Here is a 17,937-nt window from a genome sequence, read left to right on the forward strand (position 1 = left end):
CATGGCTCAAATGACAATGATACAAGCAATTACTGATGCTTTAAGAGTAGAATTAAAAAATGATGAAAATGTCCTTGTATACGGAGAAGATGTTGGCCAAAATGGCGGGGTTTTCCGTGCAACGGAAGGTTTACAAAAAGAATTCGGTGAAGATCGAGTATTCGATACACCTTTAGCTGAATCTGCAATTGCAGGTATTTCCATTGGTCTTGCAACTCAAGGCTTCCGTCCGGTACCGGAGATTCAATTCTTTGGTTTCGTGTATGAAGCAATGGATGCTATTAATGGTCAAATGGCACGTTTACGTTACCGCTCTGGTAATACACAAACGGCTCCAATTACGATTCGTTCACCATTTGGTGGTGGTGTGCATACACCGGAGCTTCACGCTGACTCTTTAGAAGGTCTGATTGCACAACAACCAGGTATGAAAGTAGTTATTCCATCTGGTCCTTATGATGCAAAAGGTCTTTTAATTCAATCTATCCGTGACAATGATCCGGTAGTATTCTTAGAGCACATGAAACTTTACCGTTCATTCCGTGAAGAAGTGCCCGAGGAAGACTACACACTAGAATTAGGTAAAGCAAATGTTGTACATGAAGGAAATGATGTAACATTAATCGCATATGGAGCAATGGTACACTCTTCATTAAAAGCAGCGGAAGAACTAGAAAAAGACGGCATTGATGCAGAAGTAATTGACTTACGTACGGTTATGCCTGTTGACTTCGATACTATTATTAAATCAGTAGAGAAAACAAATCGCGTAGTAATGGTGCAAGAAGCGCAACGTCAAGCAGGTATTGCTTCTTATGTAGTATCTAATGTCCAAGAACGAGCTATACTACACTTAGAAGCACCTATCCTTACAGTGGCTGCTCCTGATACAGTATATGCTTTCACACAAGCAGAAGAAGTTTGGTTACCAAACTATAACGATATTATCGAAAAAGTAAATAAAGTCATTAATTTTTAAGCAATAAAATCGAGACGGGAGGTCATTTGAATGGCTTTTGAATTTAAATTGCCTGATATTGGTGAAGGTATCCATGAAGGTGAAATTGTAAAATGGTTTGTAAAAGCTGGTGAAGAGATAAAAGAAGACGACGTAATTTGTGAAGTACAAAACGATAAAGCAGTTGTTGAAATTCCTTCTCCAGTAGAAGGTACGGTTAAAGAAGTACATTTTGATGAAGGTTCCGTTGCGACAGTAGGTGAAACTATTATTACTATCGATGCTGAAGGATATGAAGATGAAGGATCAGCAGATGATGGTGACAAAGCTGAAGCAAAAGATGAACCAAAAGAAGAGAAAAAAGAAGAAACAAAAGATGAAAGTGCGGCTAAAGAAGAAAAACAAGAGCCAGCAGCTAAAGATCCGAACAACCGCGTAATTGCGATGCCTTCTGTTCGTAAATATGCACGTGATAACAATGTTAATATTGCAGAAGTACAGGGAACTGGAAAAAATAATCGAATATTGAAAGAAGATATCGATACCTTCTTAAATGGCGATCAAAAAGCAGCGGATGCAGCAGCTGGAGATCAAGCTAGTGAAGAACCAGCTCAAACTACTACGCAAACAGTTCCTGAAGGTGAATTCCCTGAAACTCGCGAGAAGATGAGCGGAATCCGAAAAGCAATTGCGAACGCAATGGTTAATTCTAAACATAAAGCACCACACGTTACATTACATGATGAAGTTGATGTGACTGAATTGGTTGCTCACCGTAAGAAATTTAAACCAATTGCAGCAGAACAAGAAATTAAGCTTACTTACTTACCATATGTAGTAAAAGCTTTAACTTCTGCATTATCTAAATATCCGATTTTAAATGCTTCTATTGATGATGATACAGATGAAATCATTCATAAGCATTATTACAACATCGGTATTGCAGCTGACACAGAGAAAGGTTTACTTGTACCTGTAGTGAAAAATGCAGATTCTAAATCGATTTTTGCTATTTCCAATGAAATTAATGAACTTGCAGGAAAAGCAAGAGATGGAAAGCTTGCTCCTAACGAAATGAAAGGTGCTTCTTGTACTATTTCTAATATCGGATCAGCTGGTGGACAATGGTTTACACCTGTCATCAACTATCCTGAGGCAGCAATCTTAGGAATTGGACGTATCGCTGAAAAACCAGTTGTACGTGACGGTGAAATTGTCGTTGCGCCTGTACTAGCATTATCATTGAGCTTTGACCACAGAATTGTTGATGGTGCAACAGCACAGTTAGCATTAAATCAAATTAAACGTCTGTTAGAAGACCCACAATTAATTATGATGGAGGGGTAAACAAATGGTAGTAGGAGATTTTCCGGTAGAATTAGATACTCTTGTAGTTGGTGCTGGTCCAGGGGGATATGTTGCAGCAATTCGCGCAGCACAAACTGGACAAAAAGTAACCGTAGTTGAAAAAGGTACTGTTGGTGGTGTATGTCTAAACGTCGGATGTATCCCATCAAAAGCATTAATCGAAGCAGGTCACCGTTATGATCACGCTCAAGGTGATGAGTCATTAGGGATTAAAGCAGAAAATGTTTCTGTAGATTTTTCCAAAGTACAAGAATGGAAAGGCTCAGTTGTTAAAAAACTAACTGGCGGTGTTGAAGGGTTATTAAAAGGAAATAAAGTAGATATCGTTAATGGTGAAGTTTACTTTGTTGATAAAAATACAGTGAAAGTAATGGATGACAAAAACTCTCAAACATATACATTTAAAAACTGTATTATTGCAACAGGCTCTCGTCCAATCGAATTACCAACATTTAAATTCTCTGATCGTGTATTAGACTCAACTGGAGCTCTTAACTTAAAAGAAGTTCCTAAGAAACTTGTAGTTATCGGTGGAGGATATGTTGGTACGGAATTAGGTAGTGCTTATGCAAACTTTGGTACAGAAGTAACGATTTTAGAAGGTATGAACGAAATCTTAGGTGGTTTCGAAAAACAAATGAGTGCCCTTGTTAAAAAGAAATTGAAGTCTAAAGGTGCTACAATTGTCACAGAAGCAATGGCACAAGGTGTAGAAGAAACAGAAGACGGTGTGAAAGTTACGTATGAAGTGAAGGGTAAAACAGAAACTGTTGAAGCGGATTACGTATTAGTAACAGTTGGACGTAAACCTAACACTGATGAACTTGGTCTAGAGCAAGTTGGTATTGAAATGGAAGATAAAGGTCTTATCAAAATTGATGAGCAATGTCGTACAAATGTAGATAACATTTATGCGATCGGTGATATTGTTCCAGGGCCACCACTTGCACACAAAGCTTCTTATGAAGGTAAAATTGCAGCTGAAGCAATTGCTGGGGAAAATGCAGTAATTGACTATAACGCAATCCCTGCAGTTGTATTCTCTGATCCAGAATTAGCTACTGTTGGTTATTCTGAAGAGGAAGCAAAAGAAGCTGGTTACGATGTAAAAGCATCTAAATTCCCATTTGCAGCAAATGGTCGTGCATTGTCATTGAATGCATCTGAAGGCTTTATGAAGCTTGTAACTCGTAAAGATGATGGCTTAATTATTGGTGCTCAAATTGCTGGTCCAAACGCTAGTGATATGATCTCTGAGCTTGGACTTGCTATCGAAGCTGGTATGACAGCAGAAGATCTTGCTCTAACAATTCATGCTCACCCTACTTTAGGTGAGATCACAATGGAAGCAGCAGAGGTTGCTATTGGCACACCAATTCATATTGTAAAATAATAAGTGAACAAAGGGAGTCTGCTATGGCAGGCTCCTTTTTAAAACAAAGAAAATGCAAAAAATCCATATACTGTGAAATAACGTAGATATGGAAAAGAGATATCCCCGGAAGCGCCGACTCTGTTCCGAGGAAATAGGCTTCTCTTCCAGGGAAAAGATCTTCTCTTCCGAGGATAAACGACTATATCCAGGGAAGAGAAGGGCATATCCCCGGAACAGCAAAGGATATCCAGGGAAGAGAAAGAGGTATCCTTGGAACAGAAAGAGATATCCCTGGAAGAGAAGTCCTGTTTTATATCTACTGCGAAGTAGTGGGCATTGTCTGGTTGTATTATTAATTTGAAATGGAGGAATTTTCGTTGGTTAAAAAAAGTATCTTTTCATTGCTGTTAGGGATATTACTCATTTTGGGTGCATGTAGTGATAACATGAATGAAGAAGATGAAGTAGCTGAGGGAGAAGAAGCTAATACAGAAGAGACATCAACCGATCAAACAGAAAAAGAGAATGAAGTAGAGGAAGAGCCACCGGTTACAGAGAATAATGAAGACAATAAGATTGAAGATGAAGAAAATATAGAAGAAGAAGCAGTACAAGAAATAACGGAACCATTGTATAAAATCGACGATAACTGGAATGTAGTACCTTTGGAAGATGGTACGAATGAGAAGGTAGTGTTACTTACCATTGATGATGCTCCAGAAAAATATGCTTTAGAAATGGCTCAAACATTAAAAGAACTAGAAGCACCAGCTATTTTCTTCGTAAATGGTCATTTCTTAGAAACTGATGAAAAAAAAGAACAATTACGTCAAATTCATGAGATGGGATTTGCAATTGGAAACCATACATATCATCATCAAAAACTATCAGATGTTGACGAGGAAACACAAAAACAAGAAATAATGGAGTTAAATGATCTTATTGAGGAGATAATTGGGGATAAACCAAAATTCTTCCGTGCACCACATGGGGATAATACTGATTATGCTAAATCATTAATTGAAGAAGAAGGCATGCTTCTCATGAATTGGACATATGGATATGATTATTTTGAGCCATACATGGATGCTGAAAAACTCAAAGAAGCTATGATTTCAGGTGAAGCTCCCGAAATTGATATCTCATATTCTCTCTTAAAATCTGGTGCCAATTTATTAATGCATGATAGAGAATGGACTGCAGCTGCATTAGAAGATATTGTAAAAGGTTTGCGAGATAAAGGCTACGAATTCGTAGATCCAATGACATTACAAGTTCCGGAGTAATCGGACGTTCCCAATCATCTTTCATAAGTCTAAAAACACCTTCGATTAGTTGAAAAACTATCTCGATGGTGTTTTTTGTGTGTTCGAGAAAAAGAGAATGAGTAACAAAGCTCAACATTTGCCTATTGACACGACTCAATAAATATTTTATTATTTATTGAGTAATAAATAAATATTCTACATAAGGATGATTAAATGACACCAAAGGAAGATAAAAAAGAAATCATTATTGATAACGCTGTAGCAGTATTTGCGGAGAAGGGGTATTATAAAGCAACAACTGCAATGGTTGCCAAAGCTGCAGGGGTGACACAACCATATGTATTTCACTTTTTTACAAATAAGGAAGAACTATTTAAAGCGGTTATTGATCGTGCTTTCACCAGAATTTACGATACGTTTTCAGAAGTTCAAGCTCCTACTGATAAATTAATTGAAACGATGGGGTGTGCGTTTGAACAAATCATTCAAACACACCATGATGAGGTTTTGATGGTTATGCAAGCACATGCAATTACGGAAACTGGGATTCGTGACCATGTTAAGCAGCTTTTCCTTACTATTTTTGAATCCTTGACACTAAAATTTGAAAATGCAGGTATTCCGAATGCAAAACAGACAGCATCTCAATTTATAGGCACTGGTTTACTCATTACTGTTGCAGAAGTGTTGGATTTACCACAATTATTCCATAAAGATATGTAAAAAGGAGTAATAAGCCTCCTTTTTTACACCAATATTTATTTATTGATAAATAAATATTGGTGTAAAAACTATTCGAAAGAAGGGATCATTACATGTTAAAATTCATGAAGTTTAACCGAATTGAAAAAGAGCCGTCAGTAAAGCTGTTTGAAGGTGAACGTTGGCTTATTATTACAGGGATATTTGGAGTTATACTTTCATTAAGTATTGCCTTTTTAATTCTTTTTCAGGGGCATATTAAGTTACCGGAAGGCAATATGAAGGATGCATTTTCCTTTAATGCAGCTCTTGGTATTTTTATACTATCCATAGCTGCAATTTTACCCCTTACCAGATTTAGTGATCGAAAAAGGAAAGTAGTACGATGGTTTTTTATTGTGGCAAGCATTTATGGGTATGTCATTGAAACCGTTCAGAATTTTAGAGGAATTAATCCACGTTTTTCACGCATAGGTACGGAAATCGATATGATTGCAGGAATTTTATTCGGGATAATTTCTTTAGTACTTGTAATTTTAGCGATCATACTAATGATTCATTTCTTTCGAATAAAACCGCCTTATGAGAGACCATTACTCTTAGTGGGGATTCGTTATGCCTTTCTTTCTGTATTTGTAGCCAATGTCGCTGGAATTTGGATGATTTTACTTCAAGACCGACTTACAGGTGATGCAGGTAATCTAATTGTACTCCACGGTCTAGGATTCCATGCATTGCAAACAGTAACTTTACCTGCTTGGTTTTTAGAGAACACGCAGATTAAAGACCAGATCAAAAATAGATTAATCCATTTAGGGAGTATTGCTTGGTTACTTATGATTTTACTTATCGGTATTCAAACTGGATTTGGCCGTCCCGTATTTGAGCTAACAATTTTGCCTATCATGGCAAGTGTAATATTATTAATTTGGCTAGGTGCAGTAATAAGTACATTTGTGTTTTTTATGAAACCAAAAAGCGCCAACAATATACCAATAGATCAAGCAACTGTTACTCAACAGAATAGGTAGATCAAAAAAAAGAAAAAACGAACTGCCCCTTGTCAAGTAAACAAAGGGCAGTTCAAATCATTTTATTATTTAAAAGCCACGCGTTCTTTCAATACACGAACTGTTGCTAATGTTTCATCCTCTAACCCTTGAACTGGTAATCCTGAATTAATATTTTTGGAAATATATTCAAGGTTCTCTTCGGAAATGATCTCACCTGGAATAAATATTGGAATTCCAGGAGGATAGACCATTATTGATTCTGCACTAATTCTGCCAGCAGATTCTTGTAAAGGTATTACCTCATATTCTGCGTAAAATGCAACTCTGGGGCTGACTGCCAGTAGAGGGATTTTTGCGACAGAAACTTTAATTTCTTGTAGGTTCGCACCGTCTTGGTAATGTTGAGATAAATGTTTTAAAGCATTTAATATATATTTTAGATCTTCCTTGCTATCAGCAGGGGTTAAAATACATAATATGTTATACATATCCGATAATTCAACTTCTATCTGATAGTTTTCCCTTAACCATACTTCTGCATCATGTCCTGTAATCCCTAAATTTTTAACGGAGATAATAATCTTTGTCGGGTCATAATCAAATGTTGCTTCTGTACCTAAAAGTTCCCCTCCGGGACTATATAGATGAGGGATTTGATTAATTTCGCTTCTAGCAAACTCAGCATATTTTATTGTTTGGGTTAGCAAATCCGTTCCATGCTGATATAAATACTTCCTCGCTACATCTAATGATGCTAGGAGAATGTATGATGTAGAAGTTGTAGTCAACATTGACATAACGGTTTGGACGCGATCGTGATTTACCAGTCCGTCTTTGACATTAAGTACAGAGCTTTGGGTAAGGGATCCACCGAGCTTGTGGACGCTGGTAGCAGCCATATCTGCACCGGCCTGCATTGCTGATAAAGGAAGTTTATCATGAAAATGAATATGCACACCATGAGCTTCATCCACTAACACTGGTATATGAAATTGATGAGCAATATTTACAATTTGTTTTAAGTCAGCAGCGATACCGAAATAAGTAGGATTGATAACAAGGACAGCCTTTGCATCTGGATGTGCTTGTAATGCTTTTGCCACTGCATTTGGTGTTATGCCATGTGAAATACCCAATGTATGGTCTAATTCAGGTTGAATAAATATGGGGATTGCACCGGAAAAAATAATAGCCGACGATACGGATTTGTGAATATTCCTTGGGACGATAATTTTATCACCAGGATTACATACACTAAGAATCATTGTCATAATTGCACCACTTGTTCCTTGTACGGAAAAGAAGGTATGATCAGCTCCGAAGGCACTTGCTGCTAATTGTTGTGCTTCCTTGATTATCCCTCTCGGGTGGTGTAAATCATCTAAAGGCTCTATATTAATTAAATCGATAGCGAGTGTATTGTATCCGATAAACTCTTGAAATGTAGGCTCCATTCCTTTACCAGCTTTATGTCCAGGAATATGGAATGCTTTCGGGTCTTTCTTTATATGTTGTAGTAATCCACTAAAAAGTGGAGTTGCATTCTGATTCATGCTTTGTATAGTGCTCCTTTACCATTTGAAATATAAAGCAAATGGTATTATAGCAAATCCATCGCTGAATAGCTAGTTTTATCGCTATACTTTCTAAAATGAACATGTTAAAATACGGGCGAATCCAAACGTGAGGTGTTGTAAATGAATTATAGTTATCCTATTGATGAAACATGGTCAACAGAGGAAATAGTTGATGTCGTTAATTATTTTTCATTAATTGAAAAAGCTTATGAAAAAGGGGTAGAAAAGCAAGATTTAGTGGCAGCATATAATCGGTATAAAGAAATCGTCCCATCTAAAAGTGAAGAAAAACAATTAGATAAACAATTTGAAAAACAGTCCGGATATGTTCCTTTCCGTGTGATAAAAAAAGCAAAAGACTTATCTTCAAAAGATATTATAAGAATGTAACAGTCAATGTTGGCGGAAAGATATCGATAGAACAGTAGCACACCAAGACTTCATGCTGGTGCTAAAAAGACTGCATATCTTTCCGCAACTTTGCTGTGTTTTAATTAAAGATCCATAGAAGAGCGATATAAAGGTGCTAATGTTTGTAATGTTTCTTTAATCGTCTTGATAAGCTTGTCTCCATCCTGTAAAAGAGGATCAGTTGCTTCAATTCTGCGTCCGATTAGAAATTCACCTTTTTTAACTTTTTTAAAGCGTTCCAGTCCTTCTTGTAAATCTGTTTCGGAAAGGAGTGTGGCTTCATTCTTCATATGATCGAGTGAAATATGGTAGTTCTCAGGGACAGATTCTTTAATATCGTCTATTTCACTTAAGAATTTTTCAGCAATGTCACTTTTATGTGGTAATTCATAAATAAATGCTAACCAGATGAAGAGATGATCGTCCCATAAACCAACTTGAAAATGGGGATGTTTCTTATATCCGCGCTTATTATGACAATATGCTGACCAAGTATCTTTAGGTGGGTTAACTGTACGTCTGGCATGTTTTGCAATGTGTAAATGCATTTCCCGTCCAGCAAATTTATTTAAGTCTTCTTTAATTTCTTCGTAAATACTTTTGAACTTGGGTTGAATACGCTCTTGAATTGCTTCCATTCTTTCATCAAGTCCCTCGATTTGGAATGTTTTAAAATCTTTTTGTTCGAATCCCTTAAATGTCATTTTGTTCACCTTCTATTTAATTAGTATCATTTTAATATTATATTAATTATTATTTGTTTGCAAAGAAATAGTATACATTTTTAAATTAACTGAATATTTGCTAAAATAGTAATTACCCTAAGGAGAATGGAGGAAGGTTGATGGATGCAGCCACTCGGCAACTAATTTTTGAGGATGCAAGAAAATGGGTTTATCAAGCTGGTAAACAAATTCGTGATCAAATAGATGATCCATATCAAATTGATACTAAATCAGATGCGAATGACCTTGTAACTGCAGTAGATCGTTCGACAGAGCAGTTTTTTACTGAGAAAATAAGAGAAAAATATCCTACTCATTCTATCGTTGGTGAAGAAGGATATGGTGATAAAGTCGAATCGTTAGATGGAACCTTATGGATTATTGACCCTATTGATGGTACGATGAATTTTGTACATCAAAAACGAAACTTTGCCATTTCAATTGGTATTTTTCATGAAGGTGTTGGAGAAATAGGTCTCATTTATAATGTAGTGGAAGATGTATTGTACAGTGGAAAAAAAGGTGAAGGTGCCTACCGCAATCAAGACAAGCTTCCACCACTAGGTGAACAGGTTAACTTAGAAACAAGTATCATAGCATTAAATAGCTCCTTAGCTTGTGAGAATAAACTGATTAATGAAAAGAAAGTCCAGCAATTAATTAAAGATAGCCGTGGAACAAGGTCATATGGTTCTGCAGCATTAGAATTTGCCTTTGTAGCAGAAGGTATAGTTGACGCTTATTTAACGATGAGATTAGCACCATGGGATTTTGCGGCAGGCTTAATTCTGGTAGAAGAAGTAGGCGGGGTTACGATCCAAGCAAACGGAAAACCTGTAAATCTCTTAGAGAAAAATACGATATTAACTTGCAATAGTAAAATTAAGCAACAATTACTTGGTGAATATATTGAATTTAAATAAATTTAAATACTAGCAGTCTTAGGATTGCTAGTATTTTTAACTGGTTTCTTTTTTCTTTATTGATATACCGTATCCCATTAGTGCAAAGCCAACTAGAAAAGCAATGACGATAAACCAAATGTTGCGAAGGGCTACACCAACTCCGGCAGCTGAAAATGCCAGGATTACACATAATGCTAAAAGGAATTTGGAAAACTGAAAATTCATTATGTCACCTCAGATAATTAGTTTAGTTGTTATTCTTAGCATATCATATCTTTAAGAGAAATTGTATTTATCAAGGGATTAAAGTATAATAGATTTGTTTGAATGTAGAATTTGGAGGTTTCACATGCAAAGAGAAACAGTAATTCAAGTACCTGACAATCTATGGCCAGTGGCTGATTTTTTCATGAGAGACTTAGGTGGGGAAGTAAATGTAGCGGACGAAGGGGAGATGGCTACCTTAATTAGAGGATTTATGCTACTTTACCTAACAGTTGTTATTTTCGCTATATTCGCGTATAAATTTGGTTTTGCCAAAAAACTTTCGCCGCTTAAATCACTCGTTATCTATATCTTATTGATTATTGGGACATTCTTTTTGACATTAATATTTGGTCTAAATCTTCCATTAGCAGAAAGTTTATTCATTATCGCAGTAGTAATGGGAGTTTATCGTTTAAGGCTATCTCAAGAACGAAAACAACATCAAACAAAAAAAGCTGAGCAATAGAAAAATTGCTCAGCTTTTGTATATCTGTATATGGAATGAATATCTGCTTCTAAGTTGCAGTTAAAGCTAAAATTGATGAGCATCTTTCATTTTGTCAATGTTCACCAAAATACTTGTCACTTTATTGATGAGTGGTTCATGATAAATATTGGTCTTGTACTTCTTTCTTTCGATAAAGTTTAAAATTACCAGTTTTATGCCTTTTGATTGTATTTTCTTCAATACGTTCATCGCACTCAGGACATAGATAGGTGTGGATTAGTCGATTGCGCAATTTCTTAGCTTTAGGACAATCATTATCTATTTTATTTATCTTATCGCAAATGACACATTTTACTCGCATTGTTTCACCTCAAATATAAACAAATACCTATTTCTGAATATTGTAACACAAATTTCACAATTTTCATATTACACATAATTGCTGGTGGACAAGGTAACGCGGACATATGTTGTAGAGCAGATCTTAGCGAAGGCCGCCCACTTTCACTCCTATGGGAATTATTTGAACTGAAGATCGTTTTGTTCGAAAAAGTTAGCTGAAGACATGCCCCACGGAAAGCGAAGTGGGCAAGCCGTAGTGGTTGTTACGCCCAATATCCAACTCAAAATAACTATTATTTTGGTCAATGAAAAGGACCGAGTGGGCTTTCCCGGTTTTTCTTATATGATAAGAAAGTATAAATTTTGCGTAGATGTCTACGCAAACGCCCAGAAACTAGGCGACTTCACGAATTGCCCTACGATAAAGAAGACTTGCCGATTGGTGAAACCAGAGGCTTAGTCGCACTTATGCCTTTAGGTGAAAGTCATCATCGTTCGTAAACTCACCGTGATTCCTTTATCTCAGTTAATTTGTTCCAGTCGCTACGTTTCTAATCGGGCGCTCTGCGCTTTTCTTATAGCATCAGTTAACGTATAAAAAAAGATGTTTTAACTAATGATGTCTGGGTATAGCTATAGTAAGAAGAAATGCGAAAGGGTGATGAAGGTGCGTAAAAGAAGTATAGTAGGAATGATAGGAGCAGCTGGGATTGCTACCTCTATATCTTTAGTGTTAATGGATAAGTCTAAAAGACAAAGCCTTATGAATAAATGGAAAAATGCTATGCAAATGAATGAATCTCATTTACCAATTGAAGAAGCTGGAGACCCAGGGAAAGATAATTTAGAAAATGCAGATATGGTTGCAGAAGGGTCTCAATTCGGAGTTCACTATTATAATAAAGTAAGACAGTAAGAAGAGAATGGATCATGAAGTGACATACAGTAATAAAATAACCGCATGAAAACCATATTATAAATACGAATTCATGCGGTTTATTCCGTTTAGTTCTAATATTTATCGATTTTTCTGTTGGTTAGACTGCTCTTCATTAATTTCTTCAAGCTGTTCTTGTTCATCTTCTTCCATTATTTGCTTGTTTAAATCTTCGTTATCCGACTGGTTTTCGTTCAGAGGTAATTCGGGCATCCAACGACCGGTAATGTTAGCCAGTTCTTCTGTAATAGCTTCAATCGGATGACCTTCCTGGATTTTTTGCCCCATACCTTGTATTCGTTCATGTAAGTCAGCATCAGCTACGATAATTGCTTTTCTTCCGAATGGATCATGTTCTAATGCTTCCAAAACAGAGAACTTGATTGAGCCTACATGTGAACGATCTAAATCTTCATCGACGTCTATACTGACGATGACACCACGATTTGTGATTAGAGCAGATGCATCATTTACATTCGGTACCTCACTTGCCAAATTGGCCAAATATTGTGCTTTTTCTTGATTATCCATATCATCTGTTGTTGATGGATCAGAGTTCTTAACTTGAACCTGTCCAAAGTCATCCGAATTCTGAGCGAATTTATTCTCCTGTACATCTTGCTGACAACCAATCAAAACAGCTACAAAGCACAATAAATAAATGTACTTCATAAAAAATCCCTCCTTCTTCTCTGTATATTTTTTGTTGAAATTAATAAAATATACTTGCGAGAAGAAGAAAGGACGTACAATATATATTATCTTAGCTCAATAACCTTAATTCCCTTTATCGGATCATCTTGATTTGAACCATCCCCATAAAATAAATATGCAGGTCCATTTTCTTTTATTTGTTTACCGTCAATAGAAAATAATAAAAACGATTCCAATAATTCACCATATGTAATTGTATGTTCATTATTATCTGATGTTTTTAATATTGCTTCAGATACTTCTTTATCTACTTCAGCATTTTCAACGAATTCTTGAATAGGCATAAGATAGGAATGTTCTAATAATTCCTTTTTATTATACTTTTTTATACTATGATTGACAGGTGGCTTATTTAATTTACTGTTGGATTCGATTACATCTTCATTTGGAACAGTAGTTGGTGTAAATGCGTCTTCTAATTTTACTTTTCTGTCATCAAAAATCCATACACTTGGATCTAGTGTTATTTGGTATTTCACCTTTCCCTTAATTTGAATGATCACTTTACTTCACCTCTTTATTTTTACGTTACTTCTTAGGATAGCAAACAATCAGGGAAAATGCATTCCACATCCATTATGCAATTATCTTACTACTATATAATAGTAGTAATCTTGCATTTTTGTCTTTTTCACGATAATATTAAAAGTAGAAGTTTTAATACGGAGGGGATTTAGTTGATACCTGAAGTGGCTTTAAGTAAAGAAGAGCAAGCCTATGCCCTTCTAAAGGCTGATGCGGATAAAATTTTACAATTAATAAAAGTTCAGATAGATAACTTAACGATGCCACAGTGCCCTTTATATGAGGAAGTATTGGATACACAAATGTTTGGTTTATCTAGAGAAATAGATTTTGCTGTGAGGTTACATTTAATAAGAGAAGAAGATGGAAAAGCATTATTAGAAAATCTTGAAAGACAGTTAAATGTTTTACATGAGGCATCACAGAAAGCATAATGTTTAACACATAAAAACTTTGCCAGACTAGGCAAGGTTTTTGTATTTAAAGCAGATTTATCCTGATGCTAGTCTTCTGTAACCCTAATTTCAACTATCATGCAACGTAAGCGAGTTAACAGTGCTTATAACCTAATAAGTTTCACTAATGAGTAATAGGGGTCAATTCCACCAATGTTTATATTCTAACTTTATATAAAATGTCCTATGTTAAAAGCTTACTTGATTATGATAAAATGAAAGTAATAATATATAAGATTCTGAGGTAATCGTTATGAAACAAAAAACTAAAACGTTTGACTTTTTATTGATGTTATCACCATTATTGTTAGCAGGTTTCGGTGTAGTTATGGTGTATAGTGCAAGTATGGTTACATCCGTAATAATGCGGGAAGATCCGGCTTATTCTTTAGCATTAAAACAAGCTATGTATTTGCTTATTGGATTGGGATTCTTTCTATTTGCTAGCTATTTTAAATACACTTTGTATCTTAAGTTAACGAAGTGGATCGTTCTTTTTATGTTTATTAGCCTTATCTGGGTAGATCTGTTCGGAAGTACAATAAATAATGCACAATCTTGGGTGGCAATTGGTCCCTTTTCCGTACAGCCAGCAGAATTTGCAAAAATAGGTTTAATTATTTATTTGGCTGCCATTTATACTAAGAAACTCAATTACATTGATGATTTTTTCAAAGCTGTGATACCTCCGTTAATTATTACTAGTGCTTTAACAGCATTGATAATTAAACAACCGGATATAGGTACTGCTGCAATAGTCTTTGCTATAGCATGTACGGTTATATTTAGTTCGGGAATTAAATTTAAACATTTATCGATTTTAATGCTTATAGGTTTGATTTTGTTAATTGCGGTTGGGTTCCACATGGTAACAGATGTGCGAATTTCAAGATTTACTGGAGCTTATCAACCTTTTGAAGACCCTGATCAGGGTGGGTATCAGCTTATACAATCATACATAGCGATTGGTACAGGTGGATTGTCAGGTGTCGGAATAGGGCAGGGTATTCAGAAATTAGGCTACTTAACCCAAGCCGAAAGTGATTTTATTATGGCAGTTATTGCGGAAGAACTTGGTCTTTTCGGTGTATTATTTGTGCTGGTGAATTTGAGTATTATCGTCATAAGAGGATTATTTATTGCGAAGAAATGTGATAATCCGTTTGGCACTCTGTTAGCAATCGGAATCTCTTCCATGGTTGGTATACAAGCTGTAGTTAACTTAGGTGCGATTAGTGGATTACTACCGATAACTGGTGTACCTTTACCATTTGTGAGTGCAGGAGGCTCATCATTAATTATGTTATTATTCTCTGTCGGCATTTTAAATAATATTGCTCGTCATGTGAATTATCAACGATTTAATGAGGAGACAACTGAAACGGAAGAGACTAAGCTCCAAGGTGCCCGAACAACAGGCAGATTAAGAAGAAATTATTCATCATAAAAAGCAAAGCCAATCATGGCTTTGCTTTTTTCATTACATATAAGGAAAGTATAAAATTTGCGCAGATGTCTAGCTCCGAGCGCCCAAAAACTAGGCGACTTCACGAATCGCCCTACGATAAGTCATCATCGGTTCGCTTTTTCAAGTGATTCCTTTATCTCAGTTGATTAGCTCCAGCCGCTACGTTTTTAAGCGGACGCTCTGCGCTTTTCTTATATAAAAATAAGTGAATTATATCACTTCGTTTATTACCTTTTTATGCTACGATTGGATAATAATAAAAAGTAACATAACAAACCGAAAAATAGGGTAATAAATAGTGCATGTAATAGTGCAATCATAAGATTAGCTTTCGTGAAAATGACAAGCCCACCTAAAATCACTTGGATAGTAATAAATAAAGTAGCAATTCCCCAACCGTAATACATGATACGACTATGTCGATAATGCTTTCTGATTTTAAAAAATAATATCCATGTCCAAATAAATGCGATACCTGCTAACAGACGATGTCCCATTTGTACCCACTGACCTAAATGATAATCAAAGGTTAATGGTTGACTAGCATCACAAAATGGCCAATTAGGGCAAGCTAAACTAGAATCAATATGCCTTACCAGTGCTCCGGAATAGACTACTATCATTATGTATATAGTCAGCCAGATAAATTGTTTTCGAAAAGATGAGGAAATGACTAATGAATCTGCATCAAATTTGTGATCCACTTCGAAAATTAACAATGTTAATAGTAAGACTGCCGCAAACGAAATTAAGGAAATTCCAAAGTGTAATGCTAAAACGAAATCAGATTGTGGCCACAAAACAGCTGCTGCTCCAATCAATCCTTGTGCCACAAGAAAAAAGATGGATATAAATGCTAAAAATTTGGTTTCACGAATATGCCCAATTTTTCGCCAAGAAATAATCGATAACAACAGGACTAAAATTCCTGCAGTTGAAGAAACGATACGATGACTTAGTTCAATGAACATTTCTACTGACCAGGTACCGTAACAGAAGGGCCAGTTCGCACCACAACCCATTCCAGATTCTGTTTTTGTTACTAATGCACCACCGACTAGAACGCCAACCATGGCTATTGTTGATAATACCGATAAATATTTTAATAATTTCATCATTACTACACCTCAATAAACTTTAGATCATTCTATTACGACTCATCAAAACTTCTGCAATTATATTAAATTACATATATCTCTTGCAAAGTATTTATGTATTATGCTAGAAATAAATAGGGTATAATAGAAAACGTTGAAATCAAAATCTTATTTATTATAACAAATAAAACTACATTCGTGTCGACTAAGTACTATCTGAATTAATTGTTCACAGAAATGTCAAAATTAAAAATCAATATTCAACATAAATAGCGAAGCGCTTAAATACATGATACAATATCATTGTTTGATAGTTTATAATGGATACAATATTTGTGCTAAAATAACAAACTTTTATGTTTTGAAATGATGGAAAGGAGGTAACTACAAAGATGGATAAAATGGGGTTTTCTTCGAATGAGCCGATATTGTCAACTCATACAAATGAATATTTGTACAAATGGTCTGAACTTAAATCATTGCTGAAAGTCGGTATTATTAATTCGAATACAATGACTGCGTTTGCTGGATTTTGGTTAGCCTTATTCTATACAGGTGCCTCCTTATCTCAATATTGGCATGTATTATTAGTAACACTTGTCGGCACAGCATTTGTAATTGCTGGTGGCTGTGTCATCAATAATTATTATGACCGAGACATTGATCAAGTGATGAAAAGAACAAAGAAGCGCCCTACGGTGACCGGGAGTATTGATTTATCACACGTCTTAATCATCGGGATCTCGTTATCTGTAGTGGGTGTATTAATATTGTCCTTAGCATCCATTCCAACAGCAATTTTTGGTGCGATCGGGTGGTTTAGCTATGTCGTGTTATACACAATGTGGTCCAAACGGCGCTACACGATCAACACAGCTATTGGAAGTTTATCAGGTGCGGTCCCACCATTAATCGGATGGTCAGCAGTTAACCCTGATTTACATGTTATTCCATGGATTTTATTTTTACTTATTTTCATTTGGCAGACTCCACACTTTCTTGCGATAGCGATGAAAAAAGTGGATGATTATAAAGAAGCTAATATTCCGATGTTACCAGTGGTACATGGTTTTGATATCACGAAACGTCAAATGATTGTATATGTAGTATGTTTACTACCAATTCCTTTTTTATTACATGAATTAGGATTTATTTTTGTCCTATTAGGGACAATATTAAATATAGGTTGGTTAGCCTTAGCAATTAAGGGGCTGTTTACAATTGATAACAAAAAATGGTCCAACCAAATGTTTGTTTATTCATTATTATACTTAACAGCAATATTCTTTTCGATGATTATTATAACTTTACCTAGTAATTTGTTATAATGGAGTAAATTTTGTCAGTAGAACTTGAAATTATTCAAGTTTTTCTAAATAATA

20 protein-coding genes are annotated in these 17,937 nt (G+C 35.5%); 13 read left to right on the top strand and 7 right to left on the bottom strand.

What is annotated here, in order from left to right; translation table 11 throughout:
* Position 1: 1 nt before the first annotated feature.
* The 6 genes from GHT08_RS02800 (at position 2) to GHT08_RS02825 (ending at position 6,702) form a co-directional block, all read left to right on the top strand.
* Positions 2–979 carry an alpha-ketoacid dehydrogenase subunit beta gene (locus GHT08_RS02800; RefSeq protein WP_163579599.1) on the top strand — a complete coding sequence of 326 codons (978 nt, stop codon included), beginning with the start codon at positions 2–4 and terminating at the stop codon, positions 977–979.
* 30 nt (positions 980–1,009) lie between these two features.
* Entirely contained in the window at positions 1,010–2,305 is a 1,296-nt protein-coding gene (locus GHT08_RS02805; RefSeq protein ID WP_163579601.1) for a dihydrolipoamide acetyltransferase family protein, read from the top strand.
* A 4-nt stretch (positions 2,306–2,309) separates the two neighbouring features.
* Positions 2,310–3,719, top strand: coding sequence for a dihydrolipoyl dehydrogenase (gene lpdA / locus GHT08_RS02810; protein WP_163579603.1), 1,410 nt, complete (start codon positions 2,310–2,312; stop codon positions 3,717–3,719).
* Positions 3,720–4,078: 359 nt separating this feature from the next.
* Positions 4,079–4,987: a polysaccharide deacetylase family protein gene (locus GHT08_RS02815; protein WP_163579605.1), complete on the top strand. Its 909-nt coding sequence runs from the start codon at positions 4,079–4,081 to the stop codon at positions 4,985–4,987.
* A gap of 195 nt (positions 4,988–5,182) precedes the next feature.
* Positions 5,183–5,692 (top strand): TetR/AcrR family transcriptional regulator, encoded by a 510-nt coding sequence (locus GHT08_RS02820; RefSeq protein ID WP_163579607.1) that lies wholly within the window; start codon positions 5,183–5,185, stop codon positions 5,690–5,692.
* Positions 5,693–5,784: 92 nt separating this feature from the next.
* Positions 5,785–6,702, top strand: coding sequence for a hypothetical protein (locus tag GHT08_RS02825; protein ID WP_193568275.1), 918 nt, complete (start codon positions 5,785–5,787; stop codon positions 6,700–6,702).
* A 65-nt stretch (positions 6,703–6,767) separates the two neighbouring features.
* Here GHT08_RS02825 and GHT08_RS02830 read toward each other — a convergent pair whose 3' ends face one another.
* Entirely contained in the window at positions 6,768–8,237 is a 1,470-nt protein-coding gene (locus GHT08_RS02830; RefSeq protein WP_163579608.1) for an aminotransferase class I/II-fold pyridoxal phosphate-dependent enzyme, read from the bottom strand.
* A 144-nt stretch (positions 8,238–8,381) separates the two neighbouring features.
* Here GHT08_RS02830 and GHT08_RS02835 point away from each other — a divergent pair, with 144 nt between their 5' ends.
* Positions 8,382–8,651 (top strand): UPF0223 family protein, encoded by a 270-nt coding sequence (locus GHT08_RS02835; RefSeq protein ID WP_163579610.1) that lies wholly within the window; start codon positions 8,382–8,384, stop codon positions 8,649–8,651.
* Between the two features lie 104 nt (positions 8,652–8,755).
* Here GHT08_RS02835 and GHT08_RS02840 read toward each other — a convergent pair whose 3' ends face one another.
* Positions 8,756–9,376: a YktB family protein gene (locus tag GHT08_RS02840; RefSeq protein ID WP_163579612.1), complete on the bottom strand. Its 621-nt coding sequence runs from the start codon at positions 9,374–9,376 to the stop codon at positions 8,756–8,758.
* A gap of 140 nt (positions 9,377–9,516) precedes the next feature.
* Between GHT08_RS02840 and GHT08_RS02845 the strand changes: the two genes are divergently transcribed.
* Positions 9,517–10,320, top strand: a complete 804-nt coding sequence (locus tag GHT08_RS02845; RefSeq protein WP_163579614.1) for an inositol monophosphatase family protein — start codon at positions 9,517–9,519, stop codon at positions 10,318–10,320.
* A gap of 36 nt (positions 10,321–10,356) precedes the next feature.
* On the opposite strand, the gene GHT08_RS02850 is transcribed toward GHT08_RS02845, so the two are convergent.
* Entirely contained in the window at positions 10,357–10,527 is a 171-nt protein-coding gene (locus GHT08_RS02850; RefSeq protein WP_163579616.1) for a DUF5325 family protein, read from the bottom strand.
* Between the two features lie 124 nt (positions 10,528–10,651).
* Between GHT08_RS02850 and GHT08_RS02855 the strand changes: the two genes are divergently transcribed.
* Positions 10,652–11,035 carry a YlaH-like family protein gene (locus GHT08_RS02855; RefSeq protein ID WP_163579618.1) on the top strand — a complete coding sequence of 128 codons (384 nt, stop codon included), beginning with the start codon at positions 10,652–10,654 and terminating at the stop codon, positions 11,033–11,035.
* A gap of 136 nt (positions 11,036–11,171) precedes the next feature.
* Here GHT08_RS02855 and GHT08_RS02860 read toward each other — a convergent pair whose 3' ends face one another.
* Complete coding sequence (locus GHT08_RS02860; protein ID WP_153835366.1) at positions 11,172–11,378, bottom strand: YlaI family protein; 207 nt, start codon at positions 11,376–11,378, stop codon at positions 11,172–11,174.
* A gap of 642 nt (positions 11,379–12,020) precedes the next feature.
* Here GHT08_RS02860 and GHT08_RS02865 point away from each other — a divergent pair.
* On the top strand, positions 12,021–12,275 hold the full coding sequence (locus tag GHT08_RS02865; RefSeq protein WP_238343489.1) for a hypothetical protein: 255 nt from the start codon (positions 12,021–12,023) through the stop codon (positions 12,273–12,275).
* A gap of 102 nt (positions 12,276–12,377) precedes the next feature.
* On the opposite strand, the gene GHT08_RS02870 is transcribed toward GHT08_RS02865, so the two are convergent.
* Together GHT08_RS02870 and GHT08_RS02875 are read right to left on the bottom strand one after the other, a co-directional pair.
* Positions 12,378–12,968: a YhcN/YlaJ family sporulation lipoprotein gene (locus tag GHT08_RS02870; RefSeq protein WP_163579622.1), complete on the bottom strand. Its 591-nt coding sequence runs from the start codon at positions 12,966–12,968 to the stop codon at positions 12,378–12,380.
* A gap of 86 nt (positions 12,969–13,054) precedes the next feature.
* Complete coding sequence (locus tag GHT08_RS02875; protein ID WP_163579624.1) at positions 13,055–13,513, bottom strand: hypothetical protein; 459 nt, start codon at positions 13,511–13,513, stop codon at positions 13,055–13,057.
* A gap of 174 nt (positions 13,514–13,687) precedes the next feature.
* Here GHT08_RS02875 and GHT08_RS02880 point away from each other — a divergent pair, with 174 nt between their 5' ends.
* Positions 13,688–13,969, top strand: coding sequence for an Fpa/YlaN family protein (locus tag GHT08_RS02880; protein ID WP_153835369.1), 282 nt, complete (start codon positions 13,688–13,690; stop codon positions 13,967–13,969).
* A 274-nt stretch (positions 13,970–14,243) separates the two neighbouring features.
* Positions 14,244–15,437 (top strand): FtsW/RodA/SpoVE family cell cycle protein, encoded by a 1,194-nt coding sequence (locus tag GHT08_RS02885; RefSeq protein ID WP_163579626.1) that lies wholly within the window; start codon positions 14,244–14,246, stop codon positions 15,435–15,437.
* 248 nt (positions 15,438–15,685) lie between these two features.
* On the opposite strand, the gene GHT08_RS02890 is transcribed toward GHT08_RS02885, so the two are convergent.
* Positions 15,686–16,576: a COX15/CtaA family protein gene (locus tag GHT08_RS02890; protein WP_163579628.1), complete on the bottom strand. Its 891-nt coding sequence runs from the start codon at positions 16,574–16,576 to the stop codon at positions 15,686–15,688.
* Between the two features lie 371 nt (positions 16,577–16,947).
* Here GHT08_RS02890 and cyoE point away from each other — a divergent pair, with 371 nt between their 5' ends.
* Positions 16,948–17,883, top strand: a complete 936-nt coding sequence (gene cyoE / locus GHT08_RS02895) for a heme o synthase (RefSeq protein ID WP_163579630.1) — start codon at positions 16,948–16,950, stop codon at positions 17,881–17,883.
* Positions 17,884–17,937: the final 54 nt, after the last annotated feature.

Source organism: Gracilibacillus saliphilus, assembly GCF_010994085.1.
GTDB lineage: Bacteria > Bacillota > Bacilli > Bacillales > Amphibacillaceae > Gracilibacillus > Gracilibacillus lacisalsi.